The sequence below is a fragment of the Microcoleus sp. D3_18a_C4 genome, assembly GCF_036702415.1.
Classification (GTDB): Bacteria; Cyanobacteriota; Cyanobacteriia; order Cyanobacteriales; family Microcoleaceae; genus Microcoleus.
The window spans coordinates 39309-56650 of record NZ_JAUBTI010000018.1 but is presented as its reverse complement, the minus strand read 5'-3'; the positions used below and the strand labels follow the sequence as shown (position 1 = coordinate 56650).

Below are 17342 nucleotides of genomic sequence, written 5' to 3'. Positions count from 1 at the left end.
AACCCTACTCCCCACAATCATTTCCTCAAACTTGGCTGTAATGGTAAGGTGCGCCCAGCGCACCTTAAAGACTAAGAGTTGTGGCGTTTTTGGTGCCACTGCCAAGCATGGGAGATAATATTCTTAATGTCGGGATATTCAGGAGACCAACCCAAGGTTTCGATCGCCTTTTTGCTGCTACCAACTAAAGCAGGAGGGTCGCCCGGACGCCGATCGCACTCAACAGCCTTAATCTCTTTGCCCGTCACTTGACGAGCCGTTTCTATCACCTCTTTCACCGAAAACCCGCCGCCATTGCCCAAATTAAAGAAATCAGATTTGCCACCATTTAACAAATATTCTAATCCCAAAATGTGAGCAGATGCCAAATCGTTAACGTGAATGTAATCCCGAATGCAAGTACCGTCAGGAGTATCGTAATCCGTGCCAAAAATCGCGATCGAATCTCGTTTCCCCAAAGCCGCGAACAACACCAGCGGGATCAGGTGAGTTTCTGGATTGTGATCCTCTCCTAACAACCCGTTCGGGTCAGCCCCAGCCGCGTTAAAATAGCGGAAACAAACAGACTTGAAATCATACGCAGCGTCAAAATCCGACAAAATCCGTTCTACCATTAACTTAGTAGCACCGTAGGGATTGATCGGGTTTTGCGGGTGGTCTTCTGTGAGCGGAATTTTCTGCGGTACACCGTAAGTCGCGCAAGTAGAAGAAAACACAAATTTCTTCACCCCAGCAGCGATCATTGCTTCCAAAAGCGTAATAGTGCCGATGACATTGTTGCGATAATATTTAGCGGGGTCGGTAACAGATTCGCCCACGTAAGCGTAAGCAGAAAAGTGCATTACAGCATCAATCTTGTGCGTAGCAAACAAGTTGTCTAGAAGAGTGCGATCGTTCGTGTCGCCAACTACTAACTCCACCTGCAAAGCCCGATCTACTAAATCTCTGTGACCGTAAACTAAATTATCCAAAATCACCACACCGTAACCGGCGTTTTTCAGCGCTAATACCGCGTGAGAGCCAATATATCCAGCTCCGCCCGTCACCAAAATAGTTTGTTTGTCTGCACTCATTTTATTCTGCCTGTTTACTGTAGCTGCAAGAAGTCCGGTAGGGACACTCCAAAAGCCCATTGGTGTCAACTTAATACTAAAAACCTTGATAAATCGCCCTTTTACCTAAGTCTAGATCCCCCTAAATCCCCTGATTGTTGGGGGACGAAAGAGAAGGCTCTTGTCCCACCCCCCTACTCCCCTTCTTAAGGGGGGTTAGGGGGGAGCTAAGTTTAATGGTCAAACAGCAATCTGTGACTGGGTTTGAACTTAAGTTGTCACTAATGGGCTTTTGGAGTGTCCCTACTTATCCGGGGAGTTTACAAGTTCACTCGATAAACTTGAGGCGACCAATTTGGATATAATCAAATATCCGATTGATTTGATGTCGATCCTCTTCGGAAATTTTATCATCTGACAGGATAGCCGAAGTCAAAACTAAGTGTTCCCTGCGACTGATCTTGCCAGACGCTACAATCCGATCGACTTTTTGAGAAATTGTTAAGTTCGATTTGTTGTGAGATGTTCGCATTTATTCGATCGCTTTTATGCCAAAATAGTTAAAGCCGATTGCAGTTCTTGACTCAAAAATGGTGCGTACCCGACCGCAAATCAATTTGCTCAACAGCAGAAATAACGCATCAGAGTTTTATCAGAGTTTTACTTCCCAAGATAGATATGCGGACTTAATAAATCTGCAACCAGCCTTCGGATAGCGTTCCGAGTAACTTAATTATATAATATTTTTCCTAGAGAGGCACTTTTCTATGCAGGTTTATCGGCTTCCGGTACTGTCCGACAATTACATTTTCTTGCTGCACGACCCCGATCGCCACACAGCAGCAGTCGTCGATCCAGCCGCTTCAGAGCCGGTCTTGCAGCAACTGATCTCGCTCGGAGCCGAATTAACAGCAATTTTCAATACGCACCACCACAGCGACCACGTAGGCGGCAACCAGCAACTGATCGATCGCTTTCCCCAAATTAAAGTTTACGGCGGCGCAGAAGACCGAGGCAGAATACCCGGACAGCAAGTGTTTTTACAAGCGGGCGATCGCGTTTCTTTCGCCAACAGAAGCGCCGAAATCTTCTTCGTACCCGGCCACACAAAAGCTCACATCGCCTACTATTTCCCCCCCAGCAACCCAGGGGAAACCGGCGAATTGTTCTGCGGCGACACTTTATTTGCTGGAGGCTGCGGCAGACTATTTGAAGGCACTCCCGCCCAAATGTTAGCCTCTCTGGGGCAACTGCGAAACTTGCCCGATAGTACGAGAGTCTGGTGCGCCCACGAATACACGCTGAAAAACTTGCAATTTGCCTTGAGTGTGGATGGCGACAATCCCGATTTACAGCAGCGCTTCGCCGAAGTCAAGGAAGCGCGCAGTCGATCGCAACCTACAATACCATCATCGATCGGCCTCGAAAAAAGCACAAACCCATTTTTGCGCTGGGATTTTCCCAACCTCCAATCAGCCGCCAACACCTCCGATCCAGTGCAAACCTTCGCTCGATTGCGCGGCATGAAAGACCAATTTTGACTAAAAAAATGGGATACAAGCCCCGTCATTTTAGGACGGCTTTATGCTATAGTTTAATTGGTTGAAATCCCCACCTAAGATTGCAGCGATATATACTTATTTTGAGTTGAAACCGGGACTGATCCAGTAATAGGGAAAGACCCAAGGGCAATGGTTAAAATCCAACCTGGAAGCAAAACAAAGTATTGTTAATGTTTTTAAACAAAACGATACATAGTCGGGATGGGGAATCGCCACGACTCAAAATGGGCGCAGAGGGATTGTCAGACTAGCAACGGTTAGCAGAACCCGATGAAGCGTCAAGAATCACCGCTCCTTCAGGACGGTGAGTATTTCAACACTGCAAACAATAAATATCACAATATCGAGCCATAATTCATTGGGGGGGCTTTCCCACGGTTTCGGTATTGATAAGAAGGTGCATCACTTGAGTTGACATATAGCCTTTCTCAGTCACATGGGGTGTTCTTGGGCATTGGGCATTGACCCGCGCAGGGCATTGGAAGAGTGCCTTATATCGTTTCCCGTTGCATCGGAATGATTTAACCGCAGAGGGCGCAGAGAACGCAGAGGGAGAGAATACAGAGATGGATAATTCCGATGCAACCGGATTTGATATTACTTTCCTGAGAACCGCTATATCTTCAATATCGCGGTTTTTCTATACTTGCTCGGATTTGAAACAGCCAGAAAATTGCCTGTCGCCTGCGATCAAGCCCGCAAATGGTTCAGACGTGAGACTCTACGATAAAATAAATTGTCTAGATATTGATATTACCGCACAACGATCGACATCCATCGGAGGTTTGAATTGTCACCCCGCTCAAATCAAAAGTGCCTCTGGTTATTTCCCTATTATTGACCGCGATTGGCTTTGCCCAAAGTAAAATGAGCGTTGTTAGAAACCGATGCAAAACCCACGCAATACTGAACCCCAAGCAAAAATCGACCCATCTGTTTCAACGGATTCTAACAAAGCGTTCTACCCAGCCGCGCCTTTGTCAACTGATGTAGGGATGGTTCTGCAATTGGCAGATGGTAGCATTCAGGGCTGCAATTCTCACGCCCAGGAGCTGTTGGGGATGACAGCACAACAGATGCTCTTATGCACTTCAATCAACAGTCGGTGGCAGACTCTGCGTGAAGATGGCTCGGATTTTCCCAGCCAGACGCATCCGGCGATGGTGGCGTTGCAAACCGGGCAACCATGCTCAAATGTCATCATGGGCTTTGAGCGGCCACAGGGAGAATTGGTTTGGTTGACGCTCAATTCTCAACCTTTATTTCAGGGAGATCGATCGACTCCCTATGCGGTAGTAACCACCTTCACTCCTATCGCTCAACAAAAGCCTGAACCAGTCTGTAACGCGCCCGCGCCCCAACTGTCAGACACCCTCGAAAGTATTTCGGACGGGTTTTTTACTTTGGATCGAGATTGGCGATTTACCTACCTCAATTCGCAAGCAGCGCGGTGGCTAAATCGACCCTCGCAAGATTTGATTGGCAACAACATTTGGGAAGAGTTTCCCGAATCAGTGGGCAGTTTGTTTGAGCTCGCATCTTGCACCATTCTCAAGAACGGGCAAGATGCCCGTTCCACAAAAGATGAATTTTCTTCTTGTGGAACAGGCATCTTGCCTGTTCGGGAACAAATTACGGTTAGTTTTGAATCTTTTTATCCCCCGCTCAATGCTTGGTATGCGGTACGAGCCTATCCCATCCCATCGGGACTTGCCGTTTATTTTCAAGATGTGACCGAGGAGAAAGCGGAGCGGGCTATTGTTATTAAACAAGCGCCAACTGTGCAGCAACAACTAGCAGAAATCGAGGCGATTTATGCTAGTGCGCCGATCGGACTTTGCTTCCTCGATACCGAGTTGCGGTTTGTCCGCATCAACGATCGGCTAGCAGAAATTAACGGAGTTCCAGCCGCCGCCCACATCGGCAAAACATTGCGCGAAATCTTGCCAGAACAAGCAGATGAGTTAGAGCCGCTTTACCGACAAGTTATTGAAACTAAAGTTCCACTTCAACAGCTCGAACTTCGCAGGACGAACTCAGCACAGCCGGGAGTCGATCGCGATTGGCTGTTGAGTCTCTATCCGCTGAAAGCCGAGGACGATCGCGTCTTGGGAGTGAATGTGACGGTGCATGAAATTACCGATCGCAAAGCTACTAAAAAAGAAATTGAACGGCTCAACCAAGAACTAGAGCGACGAATTAATGAACTGGAATCGATACTTGATGCTGTACCCGTTGGCATTACGATCGCAGACGACCCACAGTGTAAAGTAATTCGCGCTAACCGATTTGCCCAGTCGATGTTGATAGTGCCGGCCGATACCAATGTTTCTGGAACCGGAGAGCAAGCCTGGGCCCTTCCGTTTAGACGATTCCGCAACGGAGAAGAAATTCCGGGAGAACAACTCCCAATGCAACTGGCCGTGGCTTCCGGCGTCGAAGTGCGAGATGTGGAAATTCAAATGGTGCGATCGGACGGGGTGGCCTTTGATTGGTTGGTGAATGCGGTGCCGTTGTTTGACGAACATGGCGCAGTTCGCGGCTGTGTGGCGGCCTTTATGGATATTAGCGATCGCAAACGCACGGAAGAAGAACTGCGGCAAAAGAATGCGATTTTGAACGTGATTAACGAGTCAGCACCCACGCCAATTTTTGTCAAAAATCGAGAAGGACAGATTATTTATGCCAATCCAGCCACGCTGGAAATAATGGGCAAATCTGCTTCTGAAGTAATTGGTGGTCGCGATATCGATTTATACCCAGTAACAGAACTTGCAGTCACAGTCACGGAAAACGATCGGCGTATTATGGAATCCGGCCAAACAGAAGTCCTCGAAGAATCTCACGATGGCATTCGGACATTTCTGGTAATGAAAGCTCCATACCGCAATCAGGCGGGAGAAGTCATCGGCTTGATTGGCATCTCCAGCGAAATCACCAATCGCAAACGAGCCGAAGTCGCCATGCAAGAACAAACTAAGTTACTGCAAGTCATCATTGACAGCATTGGTGATGGTTTAATTTTAGCAAACCAACAAGGGGAGCTTGTGCTGTTTAACCGAGCCGCCGTGGGGATATTCGGTCAGCTATCGAATGAAAAATCCCATCAGGAATGGTCGAGCACCTACGGACTATTTTTGGCAGACAAAAAAACCCTTTTCCCCGACGCTGAACTACCTCTAGCCAGAGCAATCAAAGGTGAATATGTCAATGATGTAGAGGTATTTGTCCGCCGCGAAGATGCCAAAGGTCGCTGGATCAGTATGAGCGGTTATCCGGTAGTTGATGCTAGCAGCGAAATCAAAGGCGGAGTGATTGTCTGTCGCGATATCACAGAACGCAAACAAGCTTTATCAGCGCTGCAAGAAAGCGAAGAACGATTCCGCAATATGGCTAACAACGCTCCATTTATGGTATGGGTAACAGACTCCACAGGCTATTGCACTTTCTTGAGCGAAAGCTGGTATGACTTCACAGGTCAAACTGAGGAAACAGGTTTGGGATTGGGTTGGGTAAACGCGGCGCATCCAGAAGACCTAGAACAGGCCAAAAATGTGTTCTTGACCGCCAACGATCGCCAGGAATCTTTCCGCGTGGAATATCGCCTCCGGCGCCAGGATGGCCGATATTCTTGGGTGATTGATGCGGCTGCTCCCAGATTTTCCGAAAGGGGACAATTTGAGGGTTATATCGGCTCTGTTATCGACATTACAGAGCGCAAACAAGTGGAAACCGAGCGCGATATGGTTCTCCAATTAGAACAAACTGCCCGCGCGGAAGCCGAGCGAGCTAACCGCATTAAAGACGAGTTTCTGGCGGTGCTTTCTCACGAGTTGCGATCGCCCCTGAATCCGATTTTAGGCTGGTCGCAACTGCTCGTCGGTGGCAAGCTAAACGCGAGTCAAAGTGCCAAAGCCTTTGAGACTATTGAGCGCAACGCCAGACTACAATCTCAATTAATCGAAGACTTGCTTGATGTGTCTCGGATTCTGCAAGGAAAACTCAGATTGAATGTGGTTCCGGTGAATCTGGCAACCATTATTCCATCTGCTGTGGAAACCGTGCAATTAGCAGCCGAAGCTAAAAAAATTCAAATCCAAACAATCTTAAATTCTGATGTCGGGCAAGTTCTCGGCGATACAAGTCGCTTGCAACAAATTGTGTGGAATTTGTTATCAAATGCGGTGAAATTTACGCCCGAAGGCGGTCGAGTAGAAGTTCGATTAGGGCAAATCGCACGCCAAGCTCAAATTCAAGTCACGGACACGGGTAAAGGTATTCTTCCCGATTTCTTGCCTTATGTTTTTGACCATTTCCGACAAGAAGATGGCGCGACAACTCGCAAATTTGGCGGCTTGGGACTGGGATTGGCGATCGTCCGCCAACTGATCGAACTTCACGGCGGAACGGTGTTTGCAGAAAGCGCAGGAGTTGGTCAAGGAGCGACGTTTACGGTGAGATTACCGCTATTAAATGATGATTCTAGAAGGCAGGAGGAGGAAGAACGTCATGGGGCTGCTAGTCCCGATCTCTCATCCTTGCCGCTAGCTGGATTGAGAATTTTGGTGGTAGATGATGAACTCGACTCGCGAGATTTTGTCGCTTTCGTGCTTGAGGAAGCGGGTGCAGAGGTGATTTCCCTGTCATCTGCTGCTGAGGCGCTACAGTCGATCGAACTAACTGCACCGGATTTGCTCGTCAGCGACATTGGAATGCCCGATATGGACGGCTATATGTTGATCGAGCGCATCCGCACTCAGCTTGCGCCTGAGTATCGGCAGTTGTTGGCGATCGCCTTAACGGCCTATGCTGGAGAAGCGAACGAGCGTCAAGTTTTGCAAGCCGGATTTGACAAACACTTAGCCAAGCCGATCGATCCGACCCAGTTAGTTGCTACTGTAGCGCGATCGATCGTCGCCGAGCGATCGCTCGCGACGCTTTGGTAGATAAGCTTCAAGACCAGCACCTCCCCGTTTGGCGAATTTCCAACTGAATTTGCCAGTTAATAGTATGCCTGTCAACCGTCAGCAGTCAACCGTCAGCAGTCAACCGTCAACCGTCAACCGTCTCCCTTGCGATCGCCCCTCAAACTTCGCTATTATAAAAAGTTGCAGTTAAAACCCCACAACCCACGATCATGGCCAAGCGCGTCCAATTAGTTTTAAATAAAGATGTCAGCAAACTCGGCAAAGCTGGCGACGTAGTAGAAGTAGCCCCAGGCTACGCCCGCAACTATCTAGTACCCCAAGGAATGGGATTTAAAGCCACTCCGGGCATTCTCAAGCAAGCAGAGCGCCGCCGTGAAGAAGAAAGACTGCGCCAGCTAGAGCTCAAGCAGCAAGCTGAAGTCCGCAAAACCGCCCTCCAATCGGCTGGGCCTTTCATCATCTCCAAGCAAGTTGGCGAAGCAGACGCGATTTTTGGTACTGTTACCAACCAAGAAGTAGCAGAACTGATTTTCAACTCTACCAGTCAAGAAGTCGATCGGCGCGGCATCACCCTACCCGAAATTCGCCAAACTGGTACATACAAAGCTGAAATCAAACTACACGCCGAAGTTACTGCCGAAGTTGATATTCAAGTTGTTCCGATGTAATTAAGAGTCATCAGCCATCAGTCATTAGTTGTTAGTTGTTAGTCATTAGCTAACAACTAAGCACTGCTAAGTAATGACTCAATAACGCTAACTTGCAGATTGAGAACGGGAGCATCTCTGCTGAGAGTAAGAAGCATTTTTTCAGGAGTGCGAGATCGAGAGAGCGTGAGTCGGGTATAAACGCGAGCTCGTAACAGATCGCACTCCTACAAAACCTTACACTGATAATAACTAATGACCCCGCCGGAAAAACGGACACAAGCCCCGACGCTCATGAGAGTCGAACCTAAAATTTTAGGATCTTGTTCAAGCTCCCAGATTCATCTGTAGAGTAAATCTAAAATCTAAAATCTAAAATCTAAAATCGACTGACTGAGGACTATTGACTAATGAGCGATTTGATGCCGACAAATATAGAGGCAGAAGAAGCAATTTTGGGCGGGATTTTAATTGACCCCGAAGCTATTTCCCGAATTGCCGAACTGCTGCGACCGGAGTTTTTTGCCATCACCGCTCATCAAGTCATTTATCGATCGGCATTAGGGCTATTTTTACAGGGTCAACCTACCGATTTAATGACGGTAACAACTTCGCTAACCGACCGCAACCAGTTAGAGCAAGTAGGAGGACTAACTAAATTAGCACAATTAGTCGATCGCACAGTTTCCGCAGTCAACATCGACCAATATGCAGTTTTAGTAGAAGACAAATATCAGCGCCGCAAATTAATCGAAGCTGGCAACAACATAGTACAATTAGGTTACGAGACAGCCGTACCGCTAGAAACAGTCTTAGACCGCGCCGAACAAGAAATTTTTAGCATAACTCAAGAACGCCCGCAACAAGATTTAGTATCGATCGGCGAAACACTAAACCAAACATTTCAAGACCTAGAAAATCGCAATGAAGGCCTCACACTTCCCGGTATTCCGTGCGGTTTTTACGACTTAGATGCTATGACAGGAGGCTTTCAGCGATCGGATTTAATCATCGTTGCAGCTAGGCCGGCGATGGGAAAGTGCCAAGCAGCCTCTACCGTAATAGTAGAAAGTGATGGAAGTGTTTCTAGTATAGAACAAATCTATCAAAAACGTCAAGCTGAATTACTAACATTAGGAGAAGATTGGCAATTTCACCTAACTAGACCATCAGCTTTTATAGATGATGGAATTAAGCCTGTATTTCGGGTAACAACAAGACTGGGACGCTTTATAGAAACTACAATTACACACCCATTTTTAACAATTAAGGGCTGGCGGCAGTTGAGGGAAATACAAGTAGGCGATAAGATTGCTGTTCCCCGCAGGATGAATGTTTTTGGTAAAGAAACCATCCGAAACTGTGAAGTTAAATTATTGGCTTATCTAATTGGCGATGGGTGTTTGACACGCAGCGCGCCTAAGTTCACCAATGGAAATACTGCTATACTACAAGATTTTGCTGAAGCTGCTACTAGCTTCGGAGGTCTTAAGCTGCGATTCAACGATAAAGGGAGACGCGCACCAGAATATTATGTCATGGGCGATCGAGAAAGTTACACAGATAGTATAAAAAACTTTGGTTATAATTTAGAAATAATCCTTTTAAAACGAAAGTTTGACTCTAAAAAATTAGCGCTAGAATTGGAAGTTCCACCGCGATTAGTCCGGTCTTGGGTGGAAGGAAGAGCATTTCCCAATCAAGAATTATTTAGTGGCATTTGCAGAGTTTTAAGAGTAGATCCAGAACACCTAGCCGATGAGGGAATGGATGTTATTAATACAAGTCATAAAAATCCCCTGAGAAATTGGTTAGAAAAGTTAGGTCTGATGGGAAAAAATGCTCATGAGAAAACTGTACCAGAAATAGTTTTTAAATTGGAGCGATCGCAAATTGCCCTTTTCCTCAACCGTCTCTTTTCCACTGATGGGTGGGCCACCCTACTTACCAGCGGTCAATCTCAACTAGGCTACTGTTCTGTCAGCGAAGGACTAGCCAGACACGTACAGCATCTACTGCTGAGATTTGGCATCATTGCCGCCCTCAAAAAGCGTTCTGTCAAATACAAAAATACTCGCAGACCAGCTTGGCAAATCGATATTACTGACGCAAAATCAATCAAAACATTCATATCAGAAATAGGCATTTTTGGCAAAGAGGTAGCATTATTCAAAGTAAAAGAAGCATTAGAAAATAAAGAATACCAAACTAACCGCGATTTGATTCCAGTGGAAGCTTGGGAATATCTAGCATTAGCAAAAGGCAACGAATCTTGGGCAGCCTTAGCAAAACGAGCAGGTATCAAAGGTCACTCAAATATCCACGTTGGTAAACGTGCGCTGTCCAGGGAAAGATTTTTAGTTTTAGCAACGGCTTTAGATAATTTATGGCTGAAACAACTGGCAGATAGCGAGGTTTACTGGGATGAAATAGTTTCTATAGAACCGATGGGAGACAAGCAAGTCTACGACTTAACTATCCCGGAGACGCACAATTTTGTGGCTAACGATATCTGCGTTCACAATACTGCTTTCTGTACCAACATCGCCCACCACATCGCCGCCGGACAGCAGAAATTGCCGGTTGCCGTTTTCAGCTTAGAAATGTCGAAAGAACAGCTAGTACAGCGCATCCTGTCCAGCGAAGCCAAAATAGAAAGTAATCGGTTGCGATCGGGTAGAATCAGTCAAAACGAATGGGAACCAATCAGTACAGCCATTGGCAATTTATCAGAACTACCACTATTTATTGACGATACTCCCAATATTACCGTCACAGAAATACGATCGAAAGTCCGCCGCCTCCAAGCAGAACAAGGCGGAACCCTAGGATTAGTCTTGCTAGATTACCTGCAATTAATGGAAGGCAGCAGCGACAACCGCGTGCAAGAACTATCTCGAATTACCAGAAGTCTTAAAGGTTTAGCCCGCGAACTCAACGTGCCGATTATTGCCTTATCTCAGTTGAGTCGGGGTGTGGAAGCAAGGACAAACAAGCGGCCGATGATGTCTGATTTACGCGAAAGCGGCTGTCTCGGTGGCGATAGTTTAGTTACCCTGGCGGATAGTGGATTAGAAGTCCCGATTCGTGATTTAGTCGGCAAATCTGGCTTTGCTGTTTGGGGGTTAAATTCAGATACCCTGAAACAGGAAAAAGCGATGGTGACTAATGCTTTTTGTACTGGAGTCAAGCCCGTCTGGGAGATGACGACTTGCTTGGGAAATTCGATTACAGCAACAGGCAATCATAAGTTCTTTACATCAGATGGTTGGAAGCGGTTAGATGAATTAAAAATAGGCGATCGAATTGCTACACCTCGCTCAATCCCTTGTACTGAAGTGCAGACGATGGGTAATGCTGAATTAGCTTTACTAGGACACTTAATTGGTGATGGTTGTACTTTACCCCGACATACCATTCAGTACACGACGCGAGAATTAGATTTAGCTGAATTAGTTGCACATTTGGCTAGAGAAGTATTTGGTGATAAAATTAATCCCCGCATTAAACGCGAACGCGATTGGTATCAAGTTTATCTCTCCGCTAGTTATCGTCTCGCTCCCAATATTAAAAATCCGATTACTAAATGGCTCGAACAATTAGAAATATTTGGTTTACGTTCCCATGAAAAATTTATTCCCAGTTTAGTATTTACCCAACCGCAAGAATCGATCGCTCTTTTCCTTCGACACCTATGGGCAACTGATGGTTGTATCCGCACGAGTAAAGACAATTCCCACTATCCCAGTGTTTACTATGGATCTAGTAGCGAAAAACTAGCGCGGGGAGTTCGAGCGTTATTATTAAAATTGAATATTAATGCCTCTTTAAAATCCATTGATCAAGGAAATAAAGGGCGAACTCAATATCAAGTATGGGTAGGTGGCAAGCAAGAGCTAGAAAAATTTGTATATCGGATTGGTGCGGTTGGCAATTATAAACAAGAAAGTTTAGTCGCCGTCAAAATATATCTAGAAAAATCTAGAGGGGCTAATACCAACCGAGATTTAATTCCCAACCAAGTTTGGCGAACCCAAGTTAATATGGCCAGAGAACGTTTGGGTTTAACAACTAAACAAATTCAAGCAATTTTGGGCGTGCGCTATTGTGGCGACAGTTCCTATCAATGTGATATCAGTAGAGAACGAGCTACGCAGTTAGCTACTCTTCTAGAATCTGAAGAAATTCTGAAAATTGCTGTTAGCGATATCTATTGGGATAAAATCAAAAAAATAGATTTTATCGGCGAAGAAATGGTTTACGATCTAACGGTAGAGAAAGTTGAAAACTTTGTTACACAAGGATTGTACGCTCATAATAGTATCGAGCAAGACGCGGATTTAGTAATTATGCTCTACCGCGATGAATATTACAACCCTGATTCCCCCGATCGCGGAATTGCAGAAGTAATTATTACCAAACACAGAAACGGGCCCACAGGAATCATCAAACTATTATTTGACGCCCAATATACCTGCTTTCGCAATCTCGCATCTCCGAAGCGATCGTAAATCAACCAGAACATACACAAAAACCCGGTTTCTTAAAAAAAAACCGGGTTTCTAAACACCGTAAAAGTTTTACGTTGAATGAGATTGAGCTACCTAGTCAGCGATTTTCAACAATTCCACATCAAAAATCAGCGTAGCATTAGGAGGAATCACCCCGCCCGCACCGCGAGCGCCGTAACCGAGTTCAGGGGGAATAATCAACTTGCGGCGCTCTCCAACTTTCATTGTACCGACACCTTCATCCCAACCCTTAATTACTTGACCCACGCCAATTTGGAACTGAAAAGGAGAATTGCGATCGCGCGAACTGTCAAACTTCGTGCCATCCTCCAAAGTTCCAGTGTAGTGCACCACAACCTTCTGCCCGGTTTTTGGAGTCGCCCCCTTACCCTCTGTCAATTCAACATATTTCAGACCTGAATCTGTGGTGACAGTTTTCTCAGTATTAACAGTTTTCTCAGTATTATCAGTCATGTTATTGCCAGCGATAGTAGCTGGTACCTCCGGTAAAGTAGCATCAGCTACTAGCAAGCTATTTTCATTCAAAGACTGCGCTGACAACTTCTCAATAGCAGTCTCGGGTAAAAGATTGTTCAATTCGGCTGCAACTGCTTGGGACCCAGAACCGCCCATTTGAGCGACTATCAAAAACAAAAAGCAAACCAGCATTACTCCCAAGCTGACTAGAACTCCTCGCAAAATTAATCCTCCTAATACTTTTAACCGCGATATCTCAGATATCTAAGACATCTAGTACAACAAGAACTACCAAATGTTATCTGAACTTTTCCACCAAAAAACGGCAGGTACCAGATAATTTTCAAGGCCAAAGTATGAAGTCAAAATGTTTGTAATTCTACATAAATGGCTTCTACATAAGTGCCTTTTTTAGCCTTCTGCCTTCGGGTGATAATCTTATCACAAGATAGCAGCGAACTTCTCGCGGGCGTTAGCGAAGCTTGCAGAAGAGGATCGAACTCAGCGCCAGTTACGGTTTTCTAAATCCCGCATCTGACGTTCCAAACGATCGAGCCTTCCGCGCAACTCATCCATTTCCGACTGTCGGGGAACTCCCATATCTTGCAGCATATTCCGTAGTTGCCGCTGCAACTGCGTCTCCCAATTGCCCTGTTCAGACTTGAGGTGCTCCGTCATGTCATCCACAAAGGTTTTGGCTTGCTCGGAATTGATTTTGCCATCTTTGACCCATTGCTCGCTGACTTCCTGCAATTTCTCGGCCACCAGGGAGGTAGTACCAATGCCCAGCATTACCAGTTGTTTGAGTAAGTTGCTATTGTTATCCATAGATTTTTCCTAATGTTTGCCCTTTCATACCCGATCGGCTCAGGTCGCCTGCTGTCGCTGCGAAACCATCTGTAAACTTAAAGTTACATCAGCGCACACCTACCTTTCTATTTTGGAGCATCCAGCCGCCTGATGGCGAGCCGATCGCGCTAATCGGCGTTCGGAAAACCCGCTAATGAGCCTACCCACCACATTACCCCATCACCCTGCTGTCTATGCCTGATTGCCCCCGCTGTCACCAACCTGTAGACGCCCAAGCGCTCGCCTGTCCACACTGCAAAATCCCCCTCAAAGCTTTCGGTCATCCGGGTATCCCTCTTTATCGATCGAAACCCGAAGAATTTCTGTGCACTACCTGTATTTATCACGAAGACGACACTTGCAACTACCCGCAGCGTCCCTTTGCCAAAGAATGCACGCTTTATCACGATCGAGCTGAGCCACTTGTGCCACAGACGATCCCTTACAGCAGCGGCGGCTGGCCACAATCAATCAAAAATTGGTGTCAGCGCCATCTGGTTTGGTTAGCATTATTAGGTTTAATTATTATTAGCATTGCTCTCTCGATTTAATCTCACATCTTGCACCATTCTGAAGAACAGGCTTTTCGGCCTGTTCCACAAAGAGTAGATTTTCTTGTGGAACAGGCCGAAAAGCCTGTTCATAAAAGGCTTATTGACAATGGTGCAACATCTCAGTTTAATCTGATTGTACAAAGCGTAGAATAGAGAGATATCTGTTAATCTGGGTTGCTCTATTATTCTCTAAATTATTCATGAGTTACGTATTCGGCATCGACGGCGGCGGCACTAAAACAATCTGCCTTTTAATGGATGACAACCACCTTGTTTTAGGACGCGGTGAAGCAGGGCCGTCAAATTATCAAACCCTGGGAATTGAGACAGCAAAACAATCCATCCAATTGGCGATCGAACGAGCAGTTCTGTCCGCTCAGGTCGAGGCTGTAGGCAATCTCAACATAGAAGCAATTGGTCTGGGACTAGCAGGCGTCGGGCGTCCAAAAGATCGTGAAATAGTGCAATTTGTAGTGCAGAACTTGCAGTTGACGAATACTTTACCAGTAACCCGATCGTTCCTGCCCAGGAATATAGTAATTTCCAGCGACTGCGCGATCGCACTTGCGGGCGGTACAGGCCATCCAGTAGGTATCGCCGTTATTTCAGGAACCGGTTCGATTGTTTTCGGGCAAAACCGTCACGGGAAAACTAAACGAGTCGGCGGTTGGGGATATATTTTAGGCGATGAAGGCAGCGGATATAACATCGCCCTTGAGGGTTTGCAAGCTGCTTTGAAGTTCTATGACGGACGCGAAGATTTTACCGTGCTTGCGGAAAAATTTCAAAAGCATTTAGGCCTCAATAACCTAGAAGAATTGGTAGAAGTCGTTTACGGGCGCGGTTGGGGAGTCAAAGAAATTGCAGCTTTAGCGCCGATTGTCGAGGGAGCCGCAGCAGAGGGCGATCGCGTCGCTGACAGCATTATCAACAATGCTGTGGCCGAATTAACCTATTCAACAAAAATAGCCATTTCAGCGCTATTTAACCAAACAGAAGAATTTGAAATTGTGATCGTAGGAGGTGTGTGGGGCGGAGAGGCAAATTGCCGAGGTCGGTTTGAAGATGCCATAAGTGCGATCGCCCCAAAAGCTAAGGTAATTTCGCCCCGATACGAACCAGCTTTCGGTGCTGGATTGCTAGCCTTAAACGCTCTCAACAATTAATCTCGTGTCCCCAGGCTTCATGCTGAGATTTCACCTTAACTAATTAGAGGCTAAGGGAGACGATGAACCGAAATCTCTCCTTTATCCTCCTTATCTTCCCACTCTTGCCGATTTTATCTATTTTTCCAAATTTTAAAATTCTGGATTATCTACCTTATCTTCCCAACTTCTAGAATTCCAGCCTGCCATAATCAAAACATCAGATGAATGCGAAACCAGAAACAAATTTAGCAGTAGTGCGTTCCTAAGTAAACAAAAACCGAAGCAAGGAGACAATTTATATGATTACTTCTCAAAAATGGCGTTCAGCAACAGCAGCAATCCTCGCACTGGGCATTACAGTTGGAACCAGCGTGCCGCTAGTGGTAGCTACTCCCGCAGAAGCCCAACAACGAATTTCCCAATTTGATAGCATCCGAATTCCGTCGGGCAGTGTAATTCCAGTTAGCTATGAAAAAGACAAAATAGTTGTCACCCGCGAAGAAACTGCACCTTTAACTTTAACAGTAGCGCAAGACATCCGCACAGCTCAAGGCAGAGTATTAATCCCCAGAGGCAGCGAGATAGTCGGGGTACTGCAACCTGTCAGGAGAGGCAATCAAATCGGTACTCAATTTGTTGCCAGAGAGTTAATTATCAGCCGCCGCCAACGCTATCGGATTGACGGAAATTCAGGAATTATTACCAGAACCGAAAGAGTCCAAAAAGGTGCTGGCACAGGTTCACTAGCGCAAGGTGCAGCCTTGGGTGCAGCAGCAGCAGCAGCACTCGCAGGCATTACCGGGGACAAAGCGATCGCGACTGAAGAAGTATTGGGAGGCGCTGGGATCGGCGCTTTAGCGGGAGTATTGTTGGGGCGGCGCAGCGTTGACGTGCTGGTGATTCGCCCGGAACAAGATTTGGCAGTGAGATTGCGATCGGACATCGTGCTCCGCTAATATTGGAATCTTGGGATTAATTATTTGCAGTAAAACATTGTCGATCGCTAACTTGTGGTCTCCCGATAATTGGCTAGGCATACTGTTAAGGTTGTGCCTAGCCATGTTTGTTGGCGGAATTATTGGATGGGAGCGCCAACTCAGAAACAAACCAGCGGGATTGAGAACTCATATGCTAGTAAGTATGGGTTGTGCGCTGTTTGTTTTAATGCCGCTGGCAATGGGGAAAAATGAAAACGGAGGAGATGCTGTAGCGCGCGTAATTCAAGGCATTGCTGCCGGGATTGGGTTTTTGGGAGGCGGAGAAATCCTGCGGCAAAATCACCAGGAAAGAGGCAAAGTTGAAGTTCACGGCCTCACCTCTGCCGCCGCTATTTGGGTGTCAGCAGCTTTAGGAACTGCTGCAGGATGCGGGTTGTGGCAACTGGCATTAATTGGCGCTTTAATGTCGCTGTTTGTTCTGAGAGTAATTAAAGAGTTAGAGCGTCGGAGTCGTAGGAAATAGTCTCAGTGATTATATAATAATACCAACTATCCCAAATCTGGGAACAGTTATAAGTTTTTGGTTTGTTTCCTGAAAGACTGTATGCACCGGTGCGGATCTGTGAGATAGTCGCTTTTTTTGATAATTTAAGGGTAGCGACGCACCCTACAGCTA

Annotated in this window: 13 protein-coding genes; 9 read left to right on the top strand and 4 right to left on the bottom strand. The window is 46.3% G+C overall.

What is annotated here, in order from left to right:
- Window positions 1-71: 71 nt before the first annotated feature.
- Both galE and QUB16_RS11470 read right to left on the bottom strand, forming a co-directional pair.
- Window positions 72-1073, bottom strand: a complete 1002-nt coding sequence (galE, locus tag QUB16_RS11475; RefSeq protein ID WP_333316061.1) for a UDP-glucose 4-epimerase GalE — start codon at window positions 1071-1073, stop codon at window positions 72-74.
- 307 nt (window positions 1074-1380) lie between these two features.
- Window positions 1381-1584: a hypothetical protein gene (locus QUB16_RS11470; RefSeq protein WP_333144783.1), complete on the bottom strand. Its 204-nt coding sequence runs from the start codon at window positions 1582-1584 to the stop codon at window positions 1381-1383.
- A 235-nt stretch (window positions 1585-1819) separates the two neighbouring features.
- Between QUB16_RS11470 and gloB the strand changes: the two genes are divergently transcribed.
- The 5 genes from gloB to QUB16_RS11445 all read left to right on the top strand — a co-directional run bounded on the left by gloB (window position 1820) and on the right by QUB16_RS11445 (window position 12700).
- A complete protein-coding gene (gene gloB / locus QUB16_RS11465) occupies window positions 1820-2593 on the top strand; it encodes a hydroxyacylglutathione hydrolase (protein ID WP_333316059.1) in 774 nt (257 codons plus the stop codon).
- Between the two features lie 587 nt (window positions 2594-3180).
- Entirely contained in the window at window positions 3181-3480 is a 300-nt protein-coding gene (locus QUB16_RS11460; RefSeq protein ID WP_333316057.1) for a hypothetical protein, read from the top strand.
- Between the two features lie 21 nt (window positions 3481-3501).
- A complete protein-coding gene (locus QUB16_RS11455) occupies window positions 3502-7560 on the top strand; it encodes a PAS domain-containing protein (protein ID WP_333316055.1) in 4059 nt (1352 codons plus the stop codon).
- A 191-nt stretch (window positions 7561-7751) separates the two neighbouring features.
- Window positions 7752-8210: a 50S ribosomal protein L9 gene (rplI, locus tag QUB16_RS11450; protein WP_333108796.1), complete on the top strand. Its 459-nt coding sequence runs from the start codon at window positions 7752-7754 to the stop codon at window positions 8208-8210.
- Between the two features lie 389 nt (window positions 8211-8599).
- Window positions 8600-12700: a replicative DNA helicase gene (locus QUB16_RS11445; protein ID WP_333316053.1), complete on the top strand. Its 4101-nt coding sequence runs from the start codon at window positions 8600-8602 to the stop codon at window positions 12698-12700.
- A gap of 93 nt (window positions 12701-12793) precedes the next feature.
- Here the strand turns inward: QUB16_RS11445 and QUB16_RS11440 are convergent, their stop codons facing one another.
- Window positions 12794-13399: an FKBP-type peptidyl-prolyl cis-trans isomerase gene (locus QUB16_RS11440; RefSeq protein ID WP_333316051.1), complete on the bottom strand. Its 606-nt coding sequence runs from the start codon at window positions 13397-13399 to the stop codon at window positions 12794-12796.
- A 279-nt stretch (window positions 13400-13678) separates the two neighbouring features.
- Window positions 13679-14005: a phasin family protein gene (locus QUB16_RS11435; protein ID WP_333108801.1), complete on the bottom strand. Its 327-nt coding sequence runs from the start codon at window positions 14003-14005 to the stop codon at window positions 13679-13681.
- A gap of 215 nt (window positions 14006-14220) precedes the next feature.
- On the opposite strand from QUB16_RS11435, the gene QUB16_RS11430 reads away from it, so the two are divergent.
- From QUB16_RS11430 to QUB16_RS11415, 4 genes are all read left to right on the top strand, one after another.
- Window positions 14221-14577, top strand: a complete 357-nt coding sequence (locus tag QUB16_RS11430) for a zinc ribbon domain-containing protein (protein ID WP_333316050.1) — start codon at window positions 14221-14223, stop codon at window positions 14575-14577.
- A 203-nt stretch (window positions 14578-14780) separates the two neighbouring features.
- A complete protein-coding gene (locus QUB16_RS11425; protein ID WP_333316048.1) occupies window positions 14781-15746 on the top strand; it encodes a BadF/BadG/BcrA/BcrD ATPase family protein in 966 nt (321 codons plus the stop codon).
- A gap of 281 nt (window positions 15747-16027) precedes the next feature.
- Window positions 16028-16684, top strand: coding sequence for a hypothetical protein (locus tag QUB16_RS11420; RefSeq protein ID WP_333316046.1), 657 nt, complete (start codon window positions 16028-16030; stop codon window positions 16682-16684).
- 10 nt (window positions 16685-16694) lie between these two features.
- The gene (locus QUB16_RS11415; protein WP_333316044.1) at window positions 16695-17189 is read left to right on the top strand and encodes an MgtC/SapB family protein; all 495 of its coding nucleotides are present in this window, start codon (window positions 16695-16697) and stop codon (window positions 17187-17189) included.
- The last annotated feature ends 153 nt before the right edge of the window (window positions 17190-17342 follow it).